This is a genomic window from Stenotrophomonas sp. G4 (assembly GCF_003428825.1).
Classification (GTDB): Bacteria; Pseudomonadota; Gammaproteobacteria; order Xanthomonadales; family Xanthomonadaceae; genus Stenotrophomonas; species Stenotrophomonas indicatrix.
Map to the genome: position 1 here is coordinate 4,134,254 of NZ_CP031741.1, position 19,196 is coordinate 4,153,449.

At 66.5% G+C, this 19,196-nt stretch carries 18 protein-coding genes; 9 read left to right on the plus strand and 9 right to left on the minus strand.

The genetic code is table 11. The features are described from left to right. Positions 1–23 precede the first annotated feature (23 nt). Positions 24–1,136 (minus strand): 4-hydroxyphenylpyruvate dioxygenase, encoded by a 1,113-nt coding sequence (gene hppD, locus D0Y85_RS18960; RefSeq protein ID WP_170919610.1) that lies wholly within the window; start codon positions 1,134–1,136, stop codon positions 24–26. Positions 1,137–1,265: 129 nt separating this feature from the next. Between hppD and D0Y85_RS18965 the strand changes: the two genes are divergently transcribed. The 3 genes from D0Y85_RS18965 to D0Y85_RS18975 all read left to right on the plus strand — a co-directional run bounded on the left by D0Y85_RS18965 (position 1,266) and on the right by D0Y85_RS18975 (position 3,608). Then, positions 1,266–1,760, plus strand: a complete 495-nt coding sequence (locus tag D0Y85_RS18965; protein ID WP_117311606.1) for a MarR family winged helix-turn-helix transcriptional regulator — start codon at positions 1,266–1,268, stop codon at positions 1,758–1,760. 539 nt (positions 1,761–2,299) lie between these two features. Beyond that, the gene (locus tag D0Y85_RS18970) at positions 2,300–2,527 is read left to right on the plus strand and encodes a hypothetical protein (RefSeq protein WP_033832409.1); all 228 of its coding nucleotides are present in this window, start codon (positions 2,300–2,302) and stop codon (positions 2,525–2,527) included. A 19-nt stretch (positions 2,528–2,546) separates the two neighbouring features. Next, positions 2,547–3,608: a PDDEXK nuclease domain-containing protein gene (locus D0Y85_RS18975; protein ID WP_117311607.1), complete on the plus strand. Its 1,062-nt coding sequence runs from the start codon at positions 2,547–2,549 to the stop codon at positions 3,606–3,608. A gap of 54 nt (positions 3,609–3,662) precedes the next feature. Here the strand turns inward: D0Y85_RS18975 and D0Y85_RS18980 are convergent, their stop codons facing one another. From D0Y85_RS18980 to D0Y85_RS18995, 4 genes are all read right to left on the minus strand, one after another. After that, positions 3,663–4,802, minus strand: coding sequence for a hypothetical protein (locus tag D0Y85_RS18980; RefSeq protein WP_033832410.1), 1,140 nt, complete (start codon positions 4,800–4,802; stop codon positions 3,663–3,665). 120 nt (positions 4,803–4,922) lie between these two features. Beyond that, positions 4,923–5,525 (minus strand): thioredoxin family protein, encoded by a 603-nt coding sequence (locus D0Y85_RS18985; protein WP_117311993.1) that lies wholly within the window; start codon positions 5,523–5,525, stop codon positions 4,923–4,925. Between the two features lie 16 nt (positions 5,526–5,541). Next, a complete protein-coding gene (locus tag D0Y85_RS18990) occupies positions 5,542–7,041 on the minus strand; it encodes an oligopeptide:H+ symporter (RefSeq protein WP_117311609.1) in 1,500 nt (499 codons plus the stop codon). A 179-nt stretch (positions 7,042–7,220) separates the two neighbouring features. After that, positions 7,221–8,096 (minus strand): tryptophan 2,3-dioxygenase family protein, encoded by an 876-nt coding sequence (locus D0Y85_RS18995; RefSeq protein WP_025874586.1) that lies wholly within the window; start codon positions 8,094–8,096, stop codon positions 7,221–7,223. A gap of 326 nt (positions 8,097–8,422) precedes the next feature. Between D0Y85_RS18995 and pdhA the strand changes: the two genes are divergently transcribed. From pdhA to D0Y85_RS19015, 4 genes are read left to right on the plus strand one after another with little or no spacing between them, the layout of a single operon-like run. Beyond that, positions 8,423–9,505, plus strand: coding sequence for a pyruvate dehydrogenase (acetyl-transferring) E1 component subunit alpha (pdhA, locus tag D0Y85_RS19000; protein ID WP_032976633.1), 1,083 nt, complete (start codon positions 8,423–8,425; stop codon positions 9,503–9,505). Beyond that, the gene (locus tag D0Y85_RS19005; RefSeq protein WP_025874584.1) at positions 9,498–10,565 is read left to right on the plus strand and encodes an alpha-ketoacid dehydrogenase subunit beta; all 1,068 of its coding nucleotides are present in this window, start codon (positions 9,498–9,500) and stop codon (positions 10,563–10,565) included. Before pdhA ends, D0Y85_RS19005 begins: the two co-directional genes overlap by 8 nt. Position 10,566: 1 nt before the next feature. Beyond that, on the plus strand, positions 10,567–10,920 hold the full coding sequence (locus tag D0Y85_RS19010) for an SH3 domain-containing protein (protein WP_025874583.1): 354 nt from the start codon (positions 10,567–10,569) through the stop codon (positions 10,918–10,920). Continuing rightward, positions 10,917–12,311 (plus strand): dihydrolipoamide acetyltransferase family protein, encoded by a 1,395-nt coding sequence (locus D0Y85_RS19015; RefSeq protein ID WP_117311611.1) that lies wholly within the window; start codon positions 10,917–10,919, stop codon positions 12,309–12,311. The genes D0Y85_RS19010 and D0Y85_RS19015 overlap by 4 nt, the downstream gene beginning before the upstream one ends. Before the next feature lie 172 nt (positions 12,312–12,483). Here D0Y85_RS19015 and D0Y85_RS19020 read toward each other — a convergent pair whose 3' ends face one another. From D0Y85_RS19020 to D0Y85_RS19030, 3 genes are all read right to left on the minus strand, one after another. Beyond that, positions 12,484–12,870 carry a VOC family protein gene (locus D0Y85_RS19020; protein ID WP_117311613.1) on the minus strand — a complete coding sequence of 129 codons (387 nt, stop codon included), beginning with the start codon at positions 12,868–12,870 and terminating at the stop codon, positions 12,484–12,486. Positions 12,871–13,083: 213 nt separating this feature from the next. Then, positions 13,084–13,791: a YafY family protein gene (locus tag D0Y85_RS19025; RefSeq protein ID WP_117311614.1), complete on the minus strand. Its 708-nt coding sequence runs from the start codon at positions 13,789–13,791 to the stop codon at positions 13,084–13,086. After that, a complete protein-coding gene (locus D0Y85_RS19030; protein WP_117311615.1) occupies positions 13,791–14,426 on the minus strand; it encodes an NAD-dependent epimerase/dehydratase family protein in 636 nt (211 codons plus the stop codon). The genes D0Y85_RS19025 and D0Y85_RS19030 overlap by 1 nt, the downstream gene beginning before the upstream one ends. A gap of 106 nt (positions 14,427–14,532) precedes the next feature. Between D0Y85_RS19030 and D0Y85_RS19035 the strand changes: the two genes are divergently transcribed. Further along, positions 14,533–16,071, plus strand: coding sequence for a GGDEF domain-containing protein (locus D0Y85_RS19035; protein ID WP_117311617.1), 1,539 nt, complete (start codon positions 14,533–14,535; stop codon positions 16,069–16,071). Positions 16,072–16,242: 171 nt separating this feature from the next. Here D0Y85_RS19035 and D0Y85_RS19040 read toward each other — a convergent pair whose 3' ends face one another. Further along, positions 16,243–17,169 carry a DUF808 domain-containing protein gene (locus D0Y85_RS19040; RefSeq protein WP_117311618.1) on the minus strand — a complete coding sequence of 309 codons (927 nt, stop codon included), beginning with the start codon at positions 17,167–17,169 and terminating at the stop codon, positions 16,243–16,245. 212 nt (positions 17,170–17,381) lie between these two features. Between D0Y85_RS19040 and D0Y85_RS19045 the strand changes: the two genes are divergently transcribed. Further along, positions 17,382–19,025 carry an AarF/UbiB family protein gene (locus D0Y85_RS19045; protein ID WP_240329290.1) on the plus strand — a complete coding sequence of 548 codons (1,644 nt, stop codon included), beginning with the start codon at positions 17,382–17,384 and terminating at the stop codon, positions 19,023–19,025. Positions 19,026–19,196: the final 171 nt, after the last annotated feature.

Genomic DNA, 19,196 nt, shown 5'->3' on the forward strand with positions numbered 1-19,196 from the left:
GAGAAGGTGCCGTTGTGGAAACCTTACAGCACGCCGCGGCGGATCTGGTCGCGTTCGATGCTCTCGAACAGCGCGGTGAAGTTGCCTTCGCCGAAGCCTTCGTTGCCCTTGCGCTGGATGATCTCGAAGAAGATCGGGCCGATGCAGTTCTGGGTGAAGATCTGCAGCAGCTTGCGCTGGTGGGTTTCCGGGTCGGCGTCGATCAGGATCTTGTTCTTCGCTAGGCGGGCGACGTCCTCACCGTGGTTGGGCACGCGCTGGTCGATCACATCGAAGTAGGTCTCCGGCGTGTCGAGGAAATCCACGCCCTGCGCGCGCATGGCTTCGACCGTTTCGTAGATGTTCTCGGTGAAGCAGGCGATGTGCTGGATGCCCTCGCCCTTGTACGCATCCAGGTACTCGTTGATCTGGCTCTTCGGGTCGGACGATTCGTTCAGCGGAATGCGCACGATGCCATCCGGCGCGGTCATCGCCTTGGACACCAGGCCGGTCTTCAGGCCCTTGATGTCGAAGTAGCGGATCTCGCGGAAGTTGAACAGGCGCTCGTAATAGTCCGACCACTGCTGCATGTTGCCGAAGTACAGGTTGTGGGTCAGGTGGTCGATGAAGGTCAGGCCGAAGCCCTTCGGGCGCAGCTCGGCGCCGGCGATCAGCTCGTAGTCGCCATCGAAGATGCTGCCGGCGTCGCCGTAGCGGTCCACCAGGTACAGCATGCAGTCACCGATGCCCTTGATGACCGGCGCGTTGACCGCCTTGCTCTCCGGCTTGAAGGCGATGGCTTCGGCGCCATTGCCCAGCGCGGTCTGGTAGACCTCCGCGCCCGGCTTCTTGAAGCGGATGGCGAAGCCGCAGGCGCACGGGCCGTGCTTTTCAGCGAAGTCGGCGGCGAACGAATCGGGGTCTTCATTGACCAGGAAGTTGACGTCGCCCTGGCGATAGACGGTAATCGGACGCTGCTTGTGCTTGAGCACCGCGCTGAAGCCCATCTTGCGGAAGTACTCGTGCAGCTCGGCACCACGGCCGGCCGGTGCGGCGAATTCGACGAACTCGAAGCCGTCGATGCCCATCGGGTTTTCGAAGGTGGTGACCTGCATGCCGGGGTTGGGATGCGAGGCGGAGGGGACTGCGGTATTCATGGCGTGGCTCCGAATCGGTGCCGCATCGGCACAAACCAGGTGCGGGCGGGGTTGGACCCGGCGAGAATGCAGGGTACGGACCCGACACTTATAGTTACACTTGAAACCACCAGCAAGGTGCACCGCAACATGAGCCCCGCCGATCCCGTTTCCACCCGCCTGCGTGCCACCCACGTCCTGCTCGACCTGGAACAGTTCCTGCCGTACCGGCTGAGCGTGCTGTCCAACCGGGTCAGCGGCAACATCGCCAAGCTGTACGGCGACCGCTATGGCCTGGCCATTCCGGAGTGGCGGGTGATCACCATCCTGGCGCTGTACCCCGGGTCGTCGGCCAGCGAGGTCTCCGACCGCACGGCGATGGACAAGGTGGCGGTCAGCCGCGCCGTGGCCCGCCTGCTGGAGCGCGGTTTCATCAAGCGTGAGACGCATGGCGATGACCGCCGCCGTTCGGTGTTGGCGCTGTCGGCGGCGGGGTTCGAGGTGTACGAGACGATCGCGCCGATGGTGATCGAGATCACCCGCAAGTTGATGTCGGTGCTGAGCGAGGAAGAGGAGCAGGTGCTGGAGAAACTGATCCTGCGCCTGGCCGGCGATGGCCTGGAGCGGATGGGCGAAGGGGTCTGACCCCTTCGGGGCGGCGCCCTCGCCGCCCTTGGTAGGTGTCGACCTTGGTCGACACATGGATCCACGCCACGCGTGGATGATGTCGCGGGCTGCGCTGTGAGGGATCCGGCGCAGGCCATTGATGACGTGCAACGCGCGGTGTTCATGGCCCGCCGACGAACGGTCTTTCGGCCGGGTTCGACTCAACGTGTCGCGTTTACCACCTGATGTTTCGGCATCGGGCCGGTAGAGTCCTGACCGACAGAGCGGCTGTATCGACATTCGCGTATCGAGTGGCATTGCCTATTGGACTACCGGTCCCATCGGTCCGAGGGTAGGCGCGCAGCGGAGCACCGCTGCCGGGGTTGAAAGCCCGTCACTCAAACGCGTAACGACGCTGCACCCATGGTGCCCATCTTACGGTGGGCGCCATTCTGCAGCCGGGTCTGCCTTATGGCGGGCGGTGCGTGGGGCCTGGTGCCCACCGTTTTCGCGTTTGAGCGGTCTTTCAACCACGCATCGCCTGCCGCCTTCCCGGCGGCCCGCTACGGAGCTTCGCCATGACACGCCCCCATCACCCCACCACCGGGCCCATCGACCGCGATGCCGACCTGCAGCGCATCGATGAGGCCTTGGCCACATTGGAAACCGTCACCGAGGCCTGGCTTGAGCATCATCGCCTGAAGGCCTGCCAGCCAGGCCTGCTGCTGTCGTTGAACCGGCTGCTTGACCTGACCAGTCTCGCCAAGGGCTATGCCAGTGCGTTGCGGGTGATTGCCGAGCCCTGAACCTGCTGGAAAGCACCTCATGGATGACACACCGCGCCCCACCCTGCCGCATACCAACGACCTGCTGGCTGATATCCGGACACTGATATCCACGGCCCGCGCCGGAATGGTCAGGGCCGTCAATGCCGAACTGACGCTGCTTTACTGGCGTATAGGACGTCGCATCCATGTCGATCAGATGGGTGGACATCGGGCACGCTATGGGGAGGTCCTGTTCAAGCGCATCGCCAGAACGCTGTCTGCCGAGTTCGGCGGCTCGTTCGGTGAAAAAAGCCTGCGCAGGATGGTGCAGTTCTCCATCGCATTTGCCGACGAGCAGATTGTCGTATCACTGCTACGACAATTGAGCTGGACCCATTTCATCGCGCTGATTCCGCTGTCTGATCCACTCAAACGCGACTTCTACGCCCAGATGGCCAGCACGGAAGGCTGGAGTGTCCGCATGTTGCGCCAGCGCATCGATTCGATGCTGTACGAACGCACAGCACTCTCCAGCCAGCCCGAACAGACAATCGCCAATGAGCTGTCGGCGTTGCGCAGGAACCAGCAGCTCTCCCCGGGCCTGGTCCTGCGCGACCCGCACGTACTGGATTTTCTCGGGTTGAAGGACTGCTGGGACGAACAGGAACTGGAAGGCGCCATCCTGGGTGAAATGCAGGGGTTCCTGCTTGAACTCGGGGCAGGCTTCAGTTTCGTCGCCCGCCAGAAACGCATCCAGATCGACGACGATGACTTCCATCTCGACCTGTTGTTCTACAACCGCCGCCTGCGCAGGCTGGTGGCTGTCGAATTGAAGATCGGTGACTTCAAGCCAGCGTACAAGGGCCAGATGGAGCTCTATCTGCGTTGGCTGGATCGTTATGAACGAGAGGAAGGGGAAGAGGCGCCGCTGGGCATCATCCTTTGCACAGGCAAGAAGGCAGGCCAGATCGAGTTGCTGGAGCTGGACCGCTCAGGCATCCATGTGGCGGAGTACCTGACCTCCCTTCCCTCCCGGGAAGTCCTCAAGCAACGACTGCAGGCCGCCACCGAGCGTGCCCGGCAACGCATGGAACTCACTGCTGAAGACATCGATCCCTAGCCTCCACTCAGCAAGGATCGACAGATCCTCGCCATGCGGGGATGACCCACTCGATCAGCTCAGATGCTTGCGCCGCGCATGGATCCACGGCACCGCAAGCGCGCCGATGGCGCCACCTGCAAAGCCCAGCGATGCGGCGACAGTGGCCGCTTCGACTGCCCCGGGCAACGCCAGTGCAGCAGTAACCAGCAGCAGCGACGGCAGGCCGACGAACGTCCCCAGGAAGAACGGCCAGCGCGGCGACCAGGTGTTGAGCTGCAGCAGGCTGACCGGCTGCCACGCTTCGGAAGAGGCATCTTCGGCGATCTTCGCCACCACTCTGCCCAGATCCACTTCCGGCAGCAGCTTGCCCGGACGCGCGGCGGCAATCGCCTCGGCCACGGCCTCGACGGGCGGGAAGCTGCCCGGCCACGCCACCGGTGCCGGCACGCCATAGGCGGTCAGCAGCGGCACGCTCAGCCATGGCGCCACCAGCGGACGCAGCCTGCGCCGCCCATGCACACACCAGATCTGCGGCTGGCCGTGTGCGGTCACGCTGTACAACGCCAGCTCGCTCGGCGGCGGGTAGCCCAGCATGGTCACCCGGGCCGCCAGGCTATCCTGGTCCATCGCACGCAGGAAGCCGGGACGGCTGCGCCCTTCCTGCATCCAAGCCAGGCCAAGCGCGCCGACCAGGTAAGCCTCGGCGACATCCTTGCTGCCCGCGTTGGCGCGGTCATCACTGGCCAGGTACCAGGCCAGTGACTTCGGCTCGGGTACGTCGGCCAGGCCCCAGCGGCTGTCGTCGCCCAGCACATGGCGCACCGGCAGGCGGGCCGGTGCGGTTTCACCGCGCTCAGCGGGCTGCAGGAACGGCAGCACGCCCTGCACGAAACTGGACAGGTCGATCGCACGCACGCCGTTGCCGTGCCATTCCGGCGGCAGCAGGCCGGCCAGCTGTCCTTCGGCGGCGAGTCGATCCAGCCGCGCCTTCTGTTCCACCAGCTTCTGCACCGCGCCTTTCAGCACCACGTTGTCGGGCAGGGCGATCTGCGGCAGCCGATGCCGCGGCGGTGCCAACTCCAGCGTGTCGTCGCCGGTGCCGGCGTCATCCAGCAGGGCTTCCTGCGCAGGCAGGCTCACGCCATCGGGCGCCTCTCCTTCGGCCAACGGGCTGGCAGGTTCGGGCAGGCGTTCGGCGTGGTCGCTGTGCATGGGCGCTCCGGTCGCGCCGGGTGGCGCAGTGAGGTCCTTGCCATTAACGGCCGAAGGGTAATGATCTGTAGATCCACGCCACGCGTGGATGTCCGGGCAGCGGGCGGGAAACGCCGGGTGCTACCGGTCAGGCGCCCACTGCTTGAGGAACGCCATCACGCGTGCGGTCTGCACGGCATTGCCCTTGCGCATCGCTTCGCTGGGCTGCGGCGCCAGCAGGGTGCCGTCGGCATCGATCACCAGCAGGCGCGGGTACTCGCCCTCGAACGGCGGGAACTGGCCCAGGAAGGCCGCGTTCGGGTTCTCGGCGCTGTCGTTGACCTTCACCCACACGTAGTGGGCATCACGGAAGCGGCGCAGATCGCCATTGCCTTCCACGGCTTCATCCAGCGCATGGCAAGGTTCGCACGCGGCGTTGCCCACTTCCAGGAGGATGCGCTTGTTGCCGCGCTGGGCCTCGACCTTGGCCGTTTCCAGGTCGGCAACGGGGTCGCGGGCCGGGTCGAACTGTGCGCCAAGCCCGGCAATGGCGGCGATATCGGCCGCCGCCGGGGTGTTGCCCGAGACCACCGGTTCGCTGGGGTCAGCGACCGGTGGCTCGGTGGGGCGGGTATCGAGGGGCTGCGTGGGCTCAGGGGCCGCGGGAGGTTGAGGCTGCGAACAGGCGCCGATCAGCGCCGCACACACCACTGCCACCACTGCACCACCGAACGTTGTACGCATGCCCACTGCCCTCTCATTACTTCACGCCATGCATCAGCTTGTTGATCAGCGGCGCGACCAGGAACAGGACCACACCCGAACCGATCAAGGCCCAGAAGCCGAAGGTATACCCCTTCAGGGCCGATTCGACCGTCATGCCGCCTTCACCGCTGACCGCACCAGCGAAGATGCCCGACAGGTTGTTGCCGATGCCGGTGGACAGGAACCAGCCGCCCATGCCGAAGCCGACCAGGCGCACCGGGGCCAGCTTGGTCACCATCGACAGGCCGATCGGCGACAGGCACAGCTCACCGACGGACTGGATGACGTAGACCATGAACAGGGTCCAGAACGGGATCTTTCCGTCCACGACCATGGTCGACAGGGCGAACATCAGCAGGGCGAAGGCCGCGCCGTTGAACAGCAGGCCGAGGCCGAACTTGCGCGGAATGGACGGATTGGCGCGGCCCAGGGCCACCCAGATCCAGGCGATGATCGGCGCCAGGGTGATGATCGCCACCGAGTTGACCGACTGGAACCACGCGGTCGGGAAGGTCCAATCACCCAGCTGGCGGTTGACGATGTTCTCGGCCAGGAAGGTGAAGGAACTGCCGGCCTGTTCGAAGAACATCCAGAACATGACGTTGAAGGCGAAGATGATCAGCATGGCGATCACGCGGTCGCGCTGCACCTTGCCCTCGCGGATGCCTTCCACCAGCAGCAGCACGGCCAGCGCGGCAAACATCACGCCGAGGATCCACGCCAGCGCGGTGGCGCCGGTGGCGAGCAGGAAGTAGGCCACCGGAATGGCCACGACCGAGCCGGCCAGCACCATCACGATGCGGCCGAAACCTTCGGCACCGGCCGGCGGTGCGCCGATGCCCTTCAGGCCGGCACGACCGATGTAGAACCACACCAGCGAGATCAGCATGCCCACGCCGGAAGCGATGAACACGACCTTGTACGACGGCATTTCCGAGGTGCCGAAGACCTTGCGGGCCAGGTACTCGGTCAGCACCGGAGCGATCATCGCGCCGATGTTGATGCCCATGTAGAAGATGGTGAAGCCCGAGTCGCGGCGTTCGTCCTTCAGGCCGTACAGCTTGCCGACCATGGTCGAGATGTTGGGCTTGAACAGACCGTTGCCGACGATGATCGTGGCCAGGCCGAGCTTAAAGATGTGCTCCTGCGGCAGCGAGATCATGAACAGGCCGACGGCCATGATGATCGCGCCGGTCAGGATCGAGCGCTGGTACCCCAGAACGCGGTCGGCCACATAACCGCCGAAGATGGCTGCGGCGTACACCAGCGCCAGGTAGGCGCCGTAGATGCGGCTGGCGTCGCCTTCACCGGCGGCGTTGCCGTTGTAGAACTGGGCAACGATGTACAGCACCAACGCCCAGCGGATGCCGTAGAACGCAAAGCGCTCCCAGAACTCGGTCATGAACAGCATCCACAACGGGCGCGGGTGGCCCATCGTGGTGTTGAAGTCCGGCAGCGCCGGCTCTGGGGTGTTCGCAGTGGCGTTTACGCTCATGCGGAATTCCTGGTTCGGTGGATGGAGGCACGTCCGATGTGCGGTGAAGCAACGCGCGAGGATCACCGAATTCTGGCGTTCACGTCAAATACACGCCGTTTGAGGCAGGTCGCAGCCTGCTCGCTGAACTTGCATCTGAAACGATCCAGCCAGCCGCGGGCGGCCAAGCTGAATGGGGATCAGGCCAGATCCGGCGGGGGCGCGGCCTGCAGGGTGGTGCGTACCTGGAACAATTCAGGGAAGAAGGTCAGTTCCAGCGCCTTGGCCAGGAAGCCCACGCCGGACGAGCCGCCGGTGCCGCGCTTGAAGCCGATCACCCGCATCACCGTGCGCATGTGGCGGAACCGCCACAGCTGGAAAGCCGTTTCCAGGTCCACCAGGTCCTCGCACAGCGCGTACTCGCGCCAGTAGCGGTCGGTGTCCTGGTAGATGCGTTCGAAGACCGGCTGCAGGCTGTCGTCGGCCACGTGCGGCTGGGTCCAGTCGTGCGCCTCGTACACCGCCGGTACGGCGTGGCCGAAGCGGGCCAGGTACTTCAGGAATTCCTCGTACAGGCTCGGCGCCTCCAGCACGGTGCGCAGCTGCGCCTGCCCGGCCGTGTCGTGCTCGAACACCTGCAGCATCTGCGCGTTCTTGTTGCCCAGCAGGAACTCGATGTAGCGGTACTGCAGCGACTGGAAGCCCGAGGACGGACCCAGCACGTCGCGGAAGCCCATGTACTCGGACGGGGTGAGCGTTTCCAGCACCGACCACTGCTCGGTCAGCTGGCGCAGCACCTGCTTGCTGCGCGCCAGCACCTTGCGGCACTGCCAGACCTCATCGCGCTGCAGGAAGCCGATCGCCGCACCCAGCTCGTGGCCCAGCAGCTTCAACCACAGCTCGGAGGTCTGGTGCTGGATGATGAAGAGCATCTCGTCGTGATGCGGCGGGTTGGACAGCGGCTGCTGCGCGCTGAGCAGCTGGTCCAGCCGCAGGTAGCCGCCGTAGGTCAGCCGCCCCTGCAGATCGGTGTGGATACCGGCTTCGAGATCGCGTTGGTTGTTGTCGACGGACATGGGCGGGACCAGATCGGGGGCGGCAAGGGTAGCGCGTTGCCGCCGCGCTGGCAGCCGCGATGACCGTACCGGGGCGTGCGGTTCGGGCTGTGGAACGGTGGTTGCGCGTGGAACCGTTTGCGCCGTTCTACTGGCGCTCAGCCCAGGGTCGCTTGTGATGCTTTGCAGCAATGGCTGAATACGTTGAAGTTATTGGCATCATGCACCTGGAAGGGGGTACAAAGGCCGGTGGGCCGTGCTGCGCCGCAGGACGGCTTTTTCGTACGCATTCCTTAACATGGCGATTCATATCATTTGTAACTTCTCTGTCGAAGGTGCAGTACGCAATGACGGTTGCCGCTGAGTTCAAGATCGAATACCTGCAGTATCTGGACACGGACGGCACGCTCGTCCGCGATGACCTGCCCGAAGCCCTGCGCGACCCACGCGCGTTGCTGCCGATGTTCAAGCAGATGCTGTTCGTGCGCGTGTTCGACGGCAAGTCGATCGCGCTGCAGCGCACCGGCAAGCTGGGCACCTACGCGGCCTGCCTCGGCCACGAAGCCGCGCATGTGGGCATCGGCGCCTCGATGCAGAAGGACGACGTGTTCGCACCGTCCTACCGCGAGTACGGCGCGATGTTCATGCGTGGCGTGCGCCCGCACGACGTGCTGATGTACTGGGGCGGCGACGAGCGCGGCAACGACTACGGCGGCAACGCCGCCAAGGACTTCCCGTTCTGCGTGCCGATTTCCACCCAGTGCCTGCACGCCGCAGGCGCTGCGCTGAAGTTCAAGCTCAACAAGGAACCGCAGATCGCGGTGGCCGTATGCGGCGACGGTGGCAGTTCCAAGACCGACTTCTACGCGGCCTTGAATTCGGCCGGTGCCTACAAGCTGCCGCTGATCCTGTGCATCGTCAACAACGGCTGGGCCATCTCGGTTCCGCGTTCGGCCCAGACCGGTGCCGAGACGCTGGCACAGAAGGGCCTGGCCGGCGGCCTGCACTGCCTGCAGGTGGACGGCAACGACCTGATCGCGGTGATGGCCGCCATGCTGCAGGCGCGCGAGCGTGCGCTGGCCGGCGACGGCGGCACCGTGCTGGAACTGATGACCTACCGCCTGTCCGACCACACCACCGCCGATGACGCCCGCCGCTACCGCGACGACGCCGAAGTGAAGGATGCCTGGCAGCGCGAGCCGATGCTGCGCCTGCGCAAGTACCTGACCAACGCCGGTGTCTGGAGCGAGGAAGAAGAAGCTGCCTGGACCGCCGAGTGCGGCAAGCGCGTGGACGAGGAAGTGAACCTGTACCTCAACACGCCGGTGCAGCCGGTCGAGGCGATGTTCGATTTCCTCTACGCCGACCCGCCGCAGGACCTGCTGGCCCAGCGTGCCCAGGCCATCGCCCTGGAGCAGCGCCATGGATGAGATCAAGAACGGCGCGTCCAGCGCGCATACCAACGCCGCCGACAGCGCTGCCGTCGCGCGCGGAGAACAGAACATGACCGACACCCCGATCACCCTCATCGAAGCCATCACCCAGGCGCTGGCCTGGGAGCTGGAGCACGACAAGTCGGTGCTGGTGCTGGGCGAAGACGTGGGCGTCAACGGCGGCGTGTTCCGCGCCACCGCCGGCCTGCAGCAGCGCTTCGGCGCCGACCGCATCCTCGACACCCCGCTGGATGAAACCACCATCGCCGGCCTCACCATCGGCCTGGCCGCACAGGGCATGAAGCCGGTGGCCGAAGCGCAGTTCGATGGCTTCATGTACCCGATGGTCGACCACATCATCTGCCACGCCGCGCGCCTGCGTTACCGCACCCGTGGCCGCCTGCACTGCCCGATGGTGCTGCGCGTGCCGTGGGGTGGCGGCATCCGTGCGCCGGAGCACCACAGCGAGGCCAACGAAGCGATCTTCACCAACGTGCCGGGCCTGCGCGTGGTGCTGCCGTCCTCGCCGCAGCGTGCCTATGGCCTGCTGCTGGCCGCGATCCGCGAGCCGGATCCGGTGATCTACATGGAGCCCAAGCGCATCTACCGCCAGTACAAGGAAGTGGTCGTCAACGACGGCGAAGCCCTGCCGCTGGACGTGTGCTTCGTGCTGCGCGATGGCACCGACGTGACCCTGGTGACCTGGGGTGCGCAGGTGAAGGAAGCGCTGGAAGCGGCCGACAAGCTGGCCGGCGAAGGCATCAGTGCCGAAGTCATCGACGTAGCCACGCTGCGTCCGCTGGACTTTGCCACCATCGCCGAGTCGGTGGCCAAGACCGGCCGCTGCGTGATCGTGCAGGAGGCCCCGAAGACCGCGGGCTTCGGCGCGGAAATCGCCGCACGCCTGGCCGAGGAATCGATCTACGACCTGCTGGCTCCGGTCGAGCGCGTCACCGGTTACGACACCCACATTCCGCTGTTCCGCCTGGAGATGAAGTATCTGCCGAGCGTGGAGCGGATCGTGGCGGCGGCCAAGCGCGCGGTGGCGGCAGGCTGACATGCGGGCCCGCCTTCTCGGGGCTTACCGCAGCCAGTATCCCAACCCGCTCCGGTTCCGCACCGGCCAGATCGTCGAAGTAGGTGTACGTGACGAGGAATGGCCGGCGTTTGCCTGGGTGCGCACCAGCGATGGGCGCGCCGGATGGGCACCGGTAGCGTGGTTGCAGCTGTTGGACGATGGTCGCGCCGAAGCCCTGCGCGACTACGACGCCCGCGAGCTGGATGTGGAGAACGGCGAGATGGTCAAGCTTCATCACGAACACGGCGGGTGGTGGTGGTCCGAGCGCGCCAATGGCGCGACGGGCTGGTTGCCTGCCCGCGAACTGGAACTGCTGGAAGAGAACTGCAAATGAGCCAGACCAAGAACTTCAACCTGCCCGACCTGGGCGAAGGCCTGCCGGACGCGACCATCGTCGAGTGGTTCGTCAAGGAAGGCGATGTGATCAAGCTGGACGAGCCGCTGGTCTCGATGGAGACCGCCAAGGCCGTCGTCGAAGTGCCCTCGCCGTTCTCCGGCACGGTGCTGAAGCTGTCCGGCGCTGCCGGCGACATCATCCCGACCGGCGCGGTGCTGGCCAGCTTCGCGCTGGACCCGAACCTGCCGCAGCGTGCTGACGGCCAGGACACCGGCCACAGCCACGGCCATGCCGCTCCGGCTGCCGCCGCAGCTCCGACGCCGCCGCCGCTGCCGACCGCAGCCGCCCCGGTGGCCGCTGAAGAAGCCAAGCCGGCTGCCGCAGAGCGTGATGACGCCGGCACCGTGGTCGGCGCGATGCAGAGCTCCAACGCTGTGCATGCCGAACAGGCGCTGGCCGTGGGCGGCGTCAAGGCCGTGCCGGCGGTGCGGGCCACCGCGCGCAAGCTGGGCGTGGACCTGAGCCGCGTACGTGCCACCGGCGCCGATGGCGCGGTGACCATGGCCGACGTCAAGCAGGCCGCAGCCGACGGCAGCGCGAAGATCGGCGCGACTCCGGCAGCGGTTGCTGCACCGGCTGCCGCCGCACCGGCGCCGGCCCAGGTGGCCGCACCGGTACAGTCCGACGCACGCACCCCGCTGTCCGCTGCCGGCAAGCCGATGCGCACCCAGCCGCCGGGCGTGGTCGCCAAGGGCCAGCCGGAACCGCTGAAGGGCGTGCGCCGCAACATGGCCCGCGTTATGGCCGATGCGCACAGCAAGGTCGTGCCGACCACGCTGAACGACGACGCCGACATCCACGCCTGGCTGCCGGGCAACGACGTCACCGCGCGCTTGGTGCGCTCGATCGTGGTCGCCGCGCAGAAGGTGCCGGCGATGAACGCCTGGTTCGACGGTGAAGCGCTGACCCGCACCCTGCACGCGCAGGTGGACATCGGCATCGCCGTGGATACCGACGACGGCCTGTTCGTGCCGGCCCTGCGCAACGCCGACATGCTCGACGCGCGTGGCATCCGTGAAGGCGTGAACCGTCTGCGCGAGCAGGTGGAAGCGCGTTCGATCGCGGCCTCGGAACTGAGCGGCTACACCATCTCGCTGTCCAACTTCGGCATGTTCGCCGGCCGCTACGCGACCCCGGTCGTGGTGCCGCCGTGCGTGGCCATCGTCGGTGCCGGCCGTGCCCGCCACCAGATGACCCCGGTGATGGGCGGCGTGGAAGCGCACAAGGTCATTCCGCTGTCGGTGACCTTCGACCACCGCGCGGCCACCGGCGGCGAAGCGGCCCGCTTCCTGCGCGCGATGATGGACGATCTGGCGCTGGCCAGCTGATCGGCCACCACCTCTGAAACACAAGAAACGCCGGGCAATGCCCGGCGTTTTTTTGTGCATGCTCCACTATGTCGCCTAGCCATGCTCGGCTGCTTTTCAGTAGATCCACGCCATGCGTGGATGAAGGCATGAAGCAAGCCGAGCTTGGGCTCTGCTATACGAAATTCCTGGATCAATCGCGCGCGACCATGCCCTCGGCCCGGCTGTAGACACGCAGCCGGTGGCCATCGGGGTCGACACCGACGAAGGTGTGGCCGAATTCCAGCGTTACCGGCGCCTGGGCGATGCGCACGCCAAGCCCGCGCCACTCGTCGTGCATGCGCTGCACCGTTGCTGCATCTGCCACCACCATCGCCAGCTCGGCTGCACCGCCTTCCGCATCCACCGGCGGCTGCACGTCATCGCGCTGCCACAGGCCAAGCGCGGCGCCATCGCCGAGCAGGAACAGGGCAAAGCCGGGTGACTGTTCGACCGGTGACGTGCCGAGGATGCCGCTGTAGAAGGTGGCGCTGGTGGCAACGTCGCGCACGTACTGCAGCAGGGTGCTTGGCTTGAACATGGGAAAGCTCCGTGGTTGGGAGCGGTCATGGTGGCCTCGCCCTGCTGACAGATCCTGTCAGCAGTGTCGACCCTGCTCGACTGCTGCTGCTTCCGCTTTGGTAGATGTCGAGCTTGCTCGACTGCTCTCCGCGAAGAGCAAGAGCGTCGAGCAAGCTCGACACCTACCAAAGCCAGAGCAACGACCAGAAGCGGTCGAGCAAGCTCGACCTCGTCACGAACGATCCAGCCAGTCCGGGGCGATGCCCTGCGCCTTCTGCCAGCGCCGCAGCAAGGTCGCACGTGGCACCAGGTAGTGCTCTTCCAACGCACGCGCATGGCGAATGCGATCCAGGCGGAAATGACGGAAGTCCTCGCGGCCCTCGCACCACGCCGCCAGCATGGGCACTTCATCGAAGTACCCCAGTGCGAACGGCCAGACCACGCGCTCGCTGCGCCTGCCCTGCGCATCTTCATAGGCGAACTGCAGCCGCTGCTGCGTGCCCACCGCTTCGCGTACAGCCTGCAGCCGCGCCGGGGGTACCTTGGCCGTCGTACGCGATGGCCCCACCCGCAGGCCGCTGTCACGCAGCGCATCGCGTCGCGCCGCCGGAAGCACATGCGCAATGCGCGCCAAGGCATCACGTGCGGCCTCGGCCAGGGCCGGCTCGGTGCGTGCCGCCACCCAGCGCAGGCCCAGCACCAGCGCGTCGATCTCGGCCGGTGGCAAGGTCAGCGGCGGCAGCACATCGCCCGGTTCCAGCTGGTAGCCGACACCGGCTTCCCCGCGCAGGTCGGCGCCCTGCTCGCGCAGCGTTTCAATATCGCGGTACAGCGTACGCAGGCTGATGCCCAGTTCCTCGGCCAGCGCCTGCCCGGCCACCGGCCGGCGATGGCGGCGCAGCACCTGCAGCAGCTGGTTCAGGCGCAGCGCGCGCGACATCAGCCGACCAGATCGCGCGACGGCACCACGTGCTCGCCCGGCTTTGCCGCCAGCGCCGCATCCACCAGCGCGTGGGCAATCACCGGTGCCGGATTGATCCGCCAGGCACGTGGCAACACCGGCCCCAGCACACCCAGCACCTGCAGCGCGAAGTGTTCGCCACGGCGGACCTCCTGCCGCTCACCGCCGATCAGCCCCGGCCGCACCAGCGTCAGCGACGGGAAACCCAACGCGCGCAGGTCGCGCTCCAGCTCGCCTTTGACCCGGCTGTAGAAGATCGACGAACGCGGGTTGGCGCCAGCGGCCGAGTTCAGCGCGAAGGCCTGGGCACCCTGCGCAAGGGCCAGGCGGGCGAAGGCCAGCGGGTAATCGTGGTCGATGCGATGGAACGCCTCGCGGCTGCCGGCTTGGGCGATGGTGCTGCCCAGGGCGCAGATCACCGCGTCCACCCGGGCCCAGTCCGGCGCATCGGGCAGCCGGGCGAAGTCGAGCACCGGGTTGTGCAGTTTCCCGTGCGGCGCAGCCAGCGGGCGACGGCTGGGCGCGACCACGGCGCTGCAGCGGGGGTCGGCCAACAGCTGCGACAGGGCGTGGCCTCCGACCAGTCCCGTCGCCCCCAGCAACATCACACGCATACCCACCTCCACTGCGGCATCCTGTCGCCCATCCTATCGGTTCAAGCCACCGCCGGTTGCGCCGATATGCTGTGACCAGCCCCCCTGCCATCCCAGGATGCGTTCCATGACGGACCAGCCCGACCCCCGCCCTGCCCCCGGCACCGCCATCGGGCCGCCTGCGCGCGTGCGCGCGGTGGTCGATGACGGGCGCGGCGATCGGGTGGTACCGCAGGGTGGTGGCACCGTGGCGCTGCAGCAGCTGTTTGCCGGGGCCGATGCCCCCGAGCCGCTGCTGGCCGCCTTCGCCAATGGCATGGCCACCCTGCCGGGTGAGCTGGGCGACATGGGTGATCGCCTGCAATCGGCGCAGGCCAGTGCCGACTGGCCGCGCTATGGCCGGGCGATGCGGCAGCTGATCGATAAATACATCCGCACCATCGACCAGCACTCGCCCGATGGGCAGCCCGACAGCCTGCGCCTGTCCGAGCAGCTGCGGTTGCTGCTGGGCGGCGCGGTGGTCGCGCTGCTGCAGCACGATCCCGACCTGCGCGAGCAGGCCCAGGCCTTGGCCGTACGCCTGCGCCAATGGCAACCGGGCGCGGCACTGGAACCGATCGAACAGGGCGCGCGCGAGCTGGGCCACCAGATCGGCGTGCGCGCCGAAAGCTGGCAGGAACAGCAGGCGTTGCTGCTTGAGTTGTTCGCCCTACTGCTGGAGAACGTCAGCGAGCTGCTGGATGACCGCAGTTGGCTGCAGGGCCAGATCGCGGCCGTGCGCCAGTTGCTGGCCGGGCCGCTGGAAGCCGAATCGGTCGAGCGCACCCGCGCCGAGCTGCGCGAAGTGATCTACAAGCAGGGCCTGCTGCGGCAGGGAATCGACGATTCGAAAGCGGCCATGCGCAGCTTGATGGGCGAGTTCATCGAGCGCATGGATGGCATGGCTGCCAGCACCGGTGAATACCACGACCGCATCGGCAGCTACGCGCTGCAGTTGCGCGAGGCGCGCAGCATCGCCGACCTCAACCACCTGCTGCAGGAAGTGATGCAGGACACCGGCAAAGTGCAGCAGCAGGCGGCGCAGGCGCGCGATCACCTGGCCAGCGCGCGGCAGGAAGTGGAGCGCGCCGAACAGCGCATCAACCAGCTGGAACAGGATCTGCGCGCGGCCGGCGATCTGGCGCGTATCGATCCGTTGACCCAGGCCCTGAACCGGCGTGGCCTGGATGAACTGCTGCAGCGCGAGCTGGCCCGCGCCGCACGCAACCACTCGCCGCTCGGACTGGCGGTGATCGACCTGGATGATTTCCACCGGACCAACGACGAACACGGCCATGCCGGCGGCGACGCGCTGCTGCAGCACCTGGTGGCAGTGTGCCGCCTGCTGCTGCGTGCCACCGATGGCATCGCCCGGCTGGGTGGCGACGAATTCGTGCTGGTGCTTCCCGAAACCCCCGGCGCGGACAGCATGGCCACGGTGCAGCGGCTGCAGCGCTCACTGGCGCATCGCGTGCTGACCCTGCAGGAGCGGCGCATCCCCGTGCATTTCAGCGCGGGCCTGGCGCAATGGCAGCCGGGAGACGATGCCGATACGCTGCTGCGGCGCGCCGATGACGCGCTCTACGCGGCCAAGCGCCAAGGCAAGAACCGGGTACACGCGGGCTAGCTCGCCGGTGGGTGCCAACCTTGGTTGGCGCTTGCGGGAACAAAACCGCCGACCAAGGTCGGCGTCTACCGGGCAAAGCGCCGGAAACCGCTGGGTAGGTGCCAACCTTGGTTGGCACGTGCGGGCAACAAACCGCCGACCAAGGTCGGCCTCCGGGCAACGCGCCGGCGCTTACTTGCCGCGCAGCTTCTGGAACCCGGTCACCGCCGCCAGCACGATGGCACCGGCGATGATGCCGACCACCATGTTGCCCAGCGCGTTGACCAGCCAGCCCCACTGGCCCTCACCGCCCAGCGCCTGCACCGCGTGGTGCAGCGCCGGCACGTTGTGCACCAGGATGCCGCCACCAACCAGGAACATCGCTGCGGTACCGGCCACCGACAGGAACTTCATCAGCCACGGTGCCGACACCAGCAGGCCACGGCCGACTGCCGCCAGCGCCGCGCCCTTGCGCGACAGGTACAGGCCCAGGTCGTCCAGCTTGACGATGCCGGCTACCAGCCCGTAGACGAACACCGTCATCGCCAGCGCGATCACCACCAGGGTACTGACCTGGTTGATGAACGACGCCGTCGCAACCACGCCCAGCGACAGCACGATGATTTCGGCGGAGAGAATGAAGTCGGTGCGGATCGCGCCCTTCACCTTGTCCTTTTCCCACGCGACCATGTCCACCTGCGCATCGGCCAGCGCCTTGCGCAGCTCGGCCTGGTGTTCGGCGTCCTCATCGGCCGAATGCAGGAACCGGTGCGCCAGCTTCTCCACGCCCTCGAAGCACAGGAAGGCGCCGCCGATCATCATCAGCGGCACGATCAGCGGCACGTTCCAGCCGCGGCTGTGCAGCCAGGCTTCCAGCGCGCTGATCGCCAGCGCCGCCGGCACCAGGATCACCTTGTTCACCAGCGAGCCCTTGGCCACCGCCCATACCACCGGCAGTTCACGGTTGGCGTTGACGCCGGTTACCTGCTGCGCGTTCAGCGCCAGGTCGTCGCCCAGCACGCCAGCGGTCTTCTTGGCAGCGACCTTGGTCAGCACCGAGACGTCGTCGAGCAGGGAGGCGATATCGTCGAGCAGGGCAAACAGGCTGGCACCGGCCATGGGGGATCCAGTAAAGGGAATGAGCGGATTCTGACCGATCCGGTGCCACCTGCGGTAGCGGGTTCACCGCGCGCCCACCGGGCGGCAGGGACACTGGAAGCGTAATCCGGTCCCGCCAGCGGCGGGATCACGGACATCGGGTCGTCGTCTTCGAGGAGTGTCGTTTGAGCAATCCGTCCACCGCCACAGGCAATCCGCCGCTGATCAGGGGCATGAACCGGCGCAGCCAGATCCTGCGCCTGCTGATGCGCTACCGGCACTCCGGGGTGTTCTCCGGCATGAACCTGGACGCTGCCGGCAGCCACACCGACGTGCCACCGGACGGCAATCCGGAGCAGTTCGTCAGTGACCTGGAAGCGCTGGGGCCCACCTTCGTCAAACTCGGACAGATGCTGTCGACCCGCCCGGACATGGTGCCGGTCGAGTTCGCCACCGCACTGGAGCGCATGCAGGAGAAGGTGGCGCCGATTCCGGTCGAACGCATCCACGCCATCGTCGAGCAGGAGCTGGGGGCGCCGGTGAACAAGCTGTTCGCCGCATTCGATCCGCAGCCGCTGGGCTGTGCGTCGATTGCCCAGGTGCACCGCGCGGTGCTGCATGACGGCCGCGAGGTGGCGGTGAAAGTGCAGAAACCGGAGGTAGCCGCGCAGCTGCGCTCGGACCTGGAAGTACTGCGCAGCTTCGCCCTGGCCGCCGACCACCTGACCCAGATCGGCCGCCGCGTGCGCCTGCGCGACTGGCTCAATGAATTCGCCAAGACGCTGATGCAGGAACTGGACTACCACGCCGAGGCCGAGAACCTGTCGCGCTTCGGCCGCCATCTGAAGCCGTTCCGGCGCCTGTGGATTCCGCAGCCGCTGTGGGACTACAGCAGCCATCGCGTGCTGACCATGGAACTGGCCACCGGCGTGCGCGTGGATGCCATTCCCGATGTGCGCCGCACCGAACAGGCGATGGACCCGCTGGCGGCGGCGCTGATCCGCGGCTATCTGGACCAGATTTTCGTGCACGGCGAAATCCACGCCGACCCGCACCCCGGCAACCTGCGGGTGATGCCTGATGGGCGCTTGGCCATCTTCGACCTGGGCATGGTCGCGCACATGCCGCCGCGGCTGCGCGAGCGCCTGCTGAAGATCCTGTTTGCCGCCGTCGATGGCCGCGGCGAGGAAGTGGCCGACGACCTGATCAGCATCAGCACGCGGCTGGAGGCGTTTGACGAGGAGCGCTACCTGCGCGAGACCGGACAACTGATCGCACGCTATGCCGCCAGCGCGAATTTCTCCGAAGGGCGTGTGGTGCTGGACATGGTACGCATCGCCACCTCGTCCGGATTGCGTACACCGCCGGAGCTGAGCCTGCTGGGCAAGGCGCTGCTCAACCTTGAAGCCGTATGCCGCCTGCTGGCACCGGACCTGGACACGCGCCGCATCGTCGAGCGCCAGCTGCAGCACGTGATGCGCGCGCGCCTGAAGAAGTCCCTGTCGGCCGCCAATCTGGCCAGCGAAGCAATGGAAATGCAGCAGCTGTTGCGCGACGGACCGCGCAAGCTGTCGGACATCATGGCGCTGCTGGCCGAGAACCGCCTGCAGATGAAGGTGACCGGGCTGGAAGAATCGCGGCTGATGGAGAACCTGCAGAAGATCGCCAACCGCGTGGCGGCCGGCATCATCAGCGCCGCGTTGATCATGGCGGCGGCAATGATGATGAAGATCGACACCGGCTGGCATGTGCTGGGCTATCCCGCCATCGCACTGGTGCTGTTGCTGATCGGCGTGGTGCTTGGGCTGGGCATCGTGACCAGCGCATTGTTGTTCGATCGCCGTGCGCGTTCGCGCGAGGAACGCGGGCATCGATAGTGTCGCATCCACGCTCGACGTGGATCAGCGAAAACAGTGCATTCATGCAGGTTTTTAATGCAATCGAGCGTGAGTTTTCACGCTCGATTTACGTTCGCAGCGTGATATCGCGCGCACGATTTCAACAAACATTTCAGTCAGGTTCGTGCATGCACTATCGGGTCATCGGCC

Coding starts and splice junctions, on each gene's coding strand:
- hppD (WP_170919610.1), bottom strand. CDS start 1,136: ATGAATACCGCAGTCCCCTCCGCCTCGCATCCCAACCCCGGCATGCAG.
- D0Y85_RS18965 (WP_117311606.1), top strand. CDS start 1,266: ATGAGCCCCGCCGATCCCGTTTCCACCCGCCTGCGTGCCACCCACGTC.
- D0Y85_RS18970 (WP_033832409.1), top strand. CDS start 2,300: ATGACACGCCCCCATCACCCCACCACCGGGCCCATCGACCGCGATGCC.
- D0Y85_RS18975 (WP_117311607.1), top strand. CDS start 2,547: ATGGATGACACACCGCGCCCCACCCTGCCGCATACCAACGACCTGCTG.
- D0Y85_RS18980 (WP_033832410.1), bottom strand. CDS start 4,802: ATGCACAGCGACCACGCCGAACGCCTGCCCGAACCTGCCAGCCCGTTG.
- D0Y85_RS18985 (WP_117311993.1), bottom strand. CDS start 5,525: ATGCGTACAACGTTCGGTGGTGCAGTGGTGGCAGTGGTGTGTGCGGCG.
- D0Y85_RS18990 (WP_117311609.1), bottom strand. CDS start 7,041: ATGAGCGTAAACGCCACTGCGAACACCCCAGAGCCGGCGCTGCCGGAC.
- D0Y85_RS18995 (WP_025874586.1), bottom strand. CDS start 8,096: ATGTCCGTCGACAACAACCAACGCGATCTCGAAGCCGGTATCCACACC.
- pdhA (WP_032976633.1), top strand. CDS start 8,423: ATGACGGTTGCCGCTGAGTTCAAGATCGAATACCTGCAGTATCTGGAC.
- D0Y85_RS19005 (WP_025874584.1), top strand. CDS start 9,498: ATGGATGAGATCAAGAACGGCGCGTCCAGCGCGCATACCAACGCCGCC.
- D0Y85_RS19010 (WP_025874583.1), top strand. CDS start 10,567: ATGCGGGCCCGCCTTCTCGGGGCTTACCGCAGCCAGTATCCCAACCCG.
- D0Y85_RS19015 (WP_117311611.1), top strand. CDS start 10,917: ATGAGCCAGACCAAGAACTTCAACCTGCCCGACCTGGGCGAAGGCCTG.
- D0Y85_RS19020 (WP_117311613.1), bottom strand. CDS start 12,870: ATGTTCAAGCCAAGCACCCTGCTGCAGTACGTGCGCGACGTTGCCACC.
- D0Y85_RS19025 (WP_117311614.1), bottom strand. CDS start 13,791: ATGTCGCGCGCGCTGCGCCTGAACCAGCTGCTGCAGGTGCTGCGCCGC.
- D0Y85_RS19030 (WP_117311615.1), bottom strand. CDS start 14,426: ATGCGTGTGATGTTGCTGGGGGCGACGGGACTGGTCGGAGGCCACGCC.
- D0Y85_RS19035 (WP_117311617.1), top strand. CDS start 14,533: ATGACGGACCAGCCCGACCCCCGCCCTGCCCCCGGCACCGCCATCGGG.
- D0Y85_RS19040 (WP_117311618.1), bottom strand. CDS start 17,169: ATGGCCGGTGCCAGCCTGTTTGCCCTGCTCGACGATATCGCCTCCCTG.
- D0Y85_RS19045 (WP_240329290.1), top strand. CDS start 17,382: ATGAACCGGCGCAGCCAGATCCTGCGCCTGCTGATGCGCTACCGGCAC.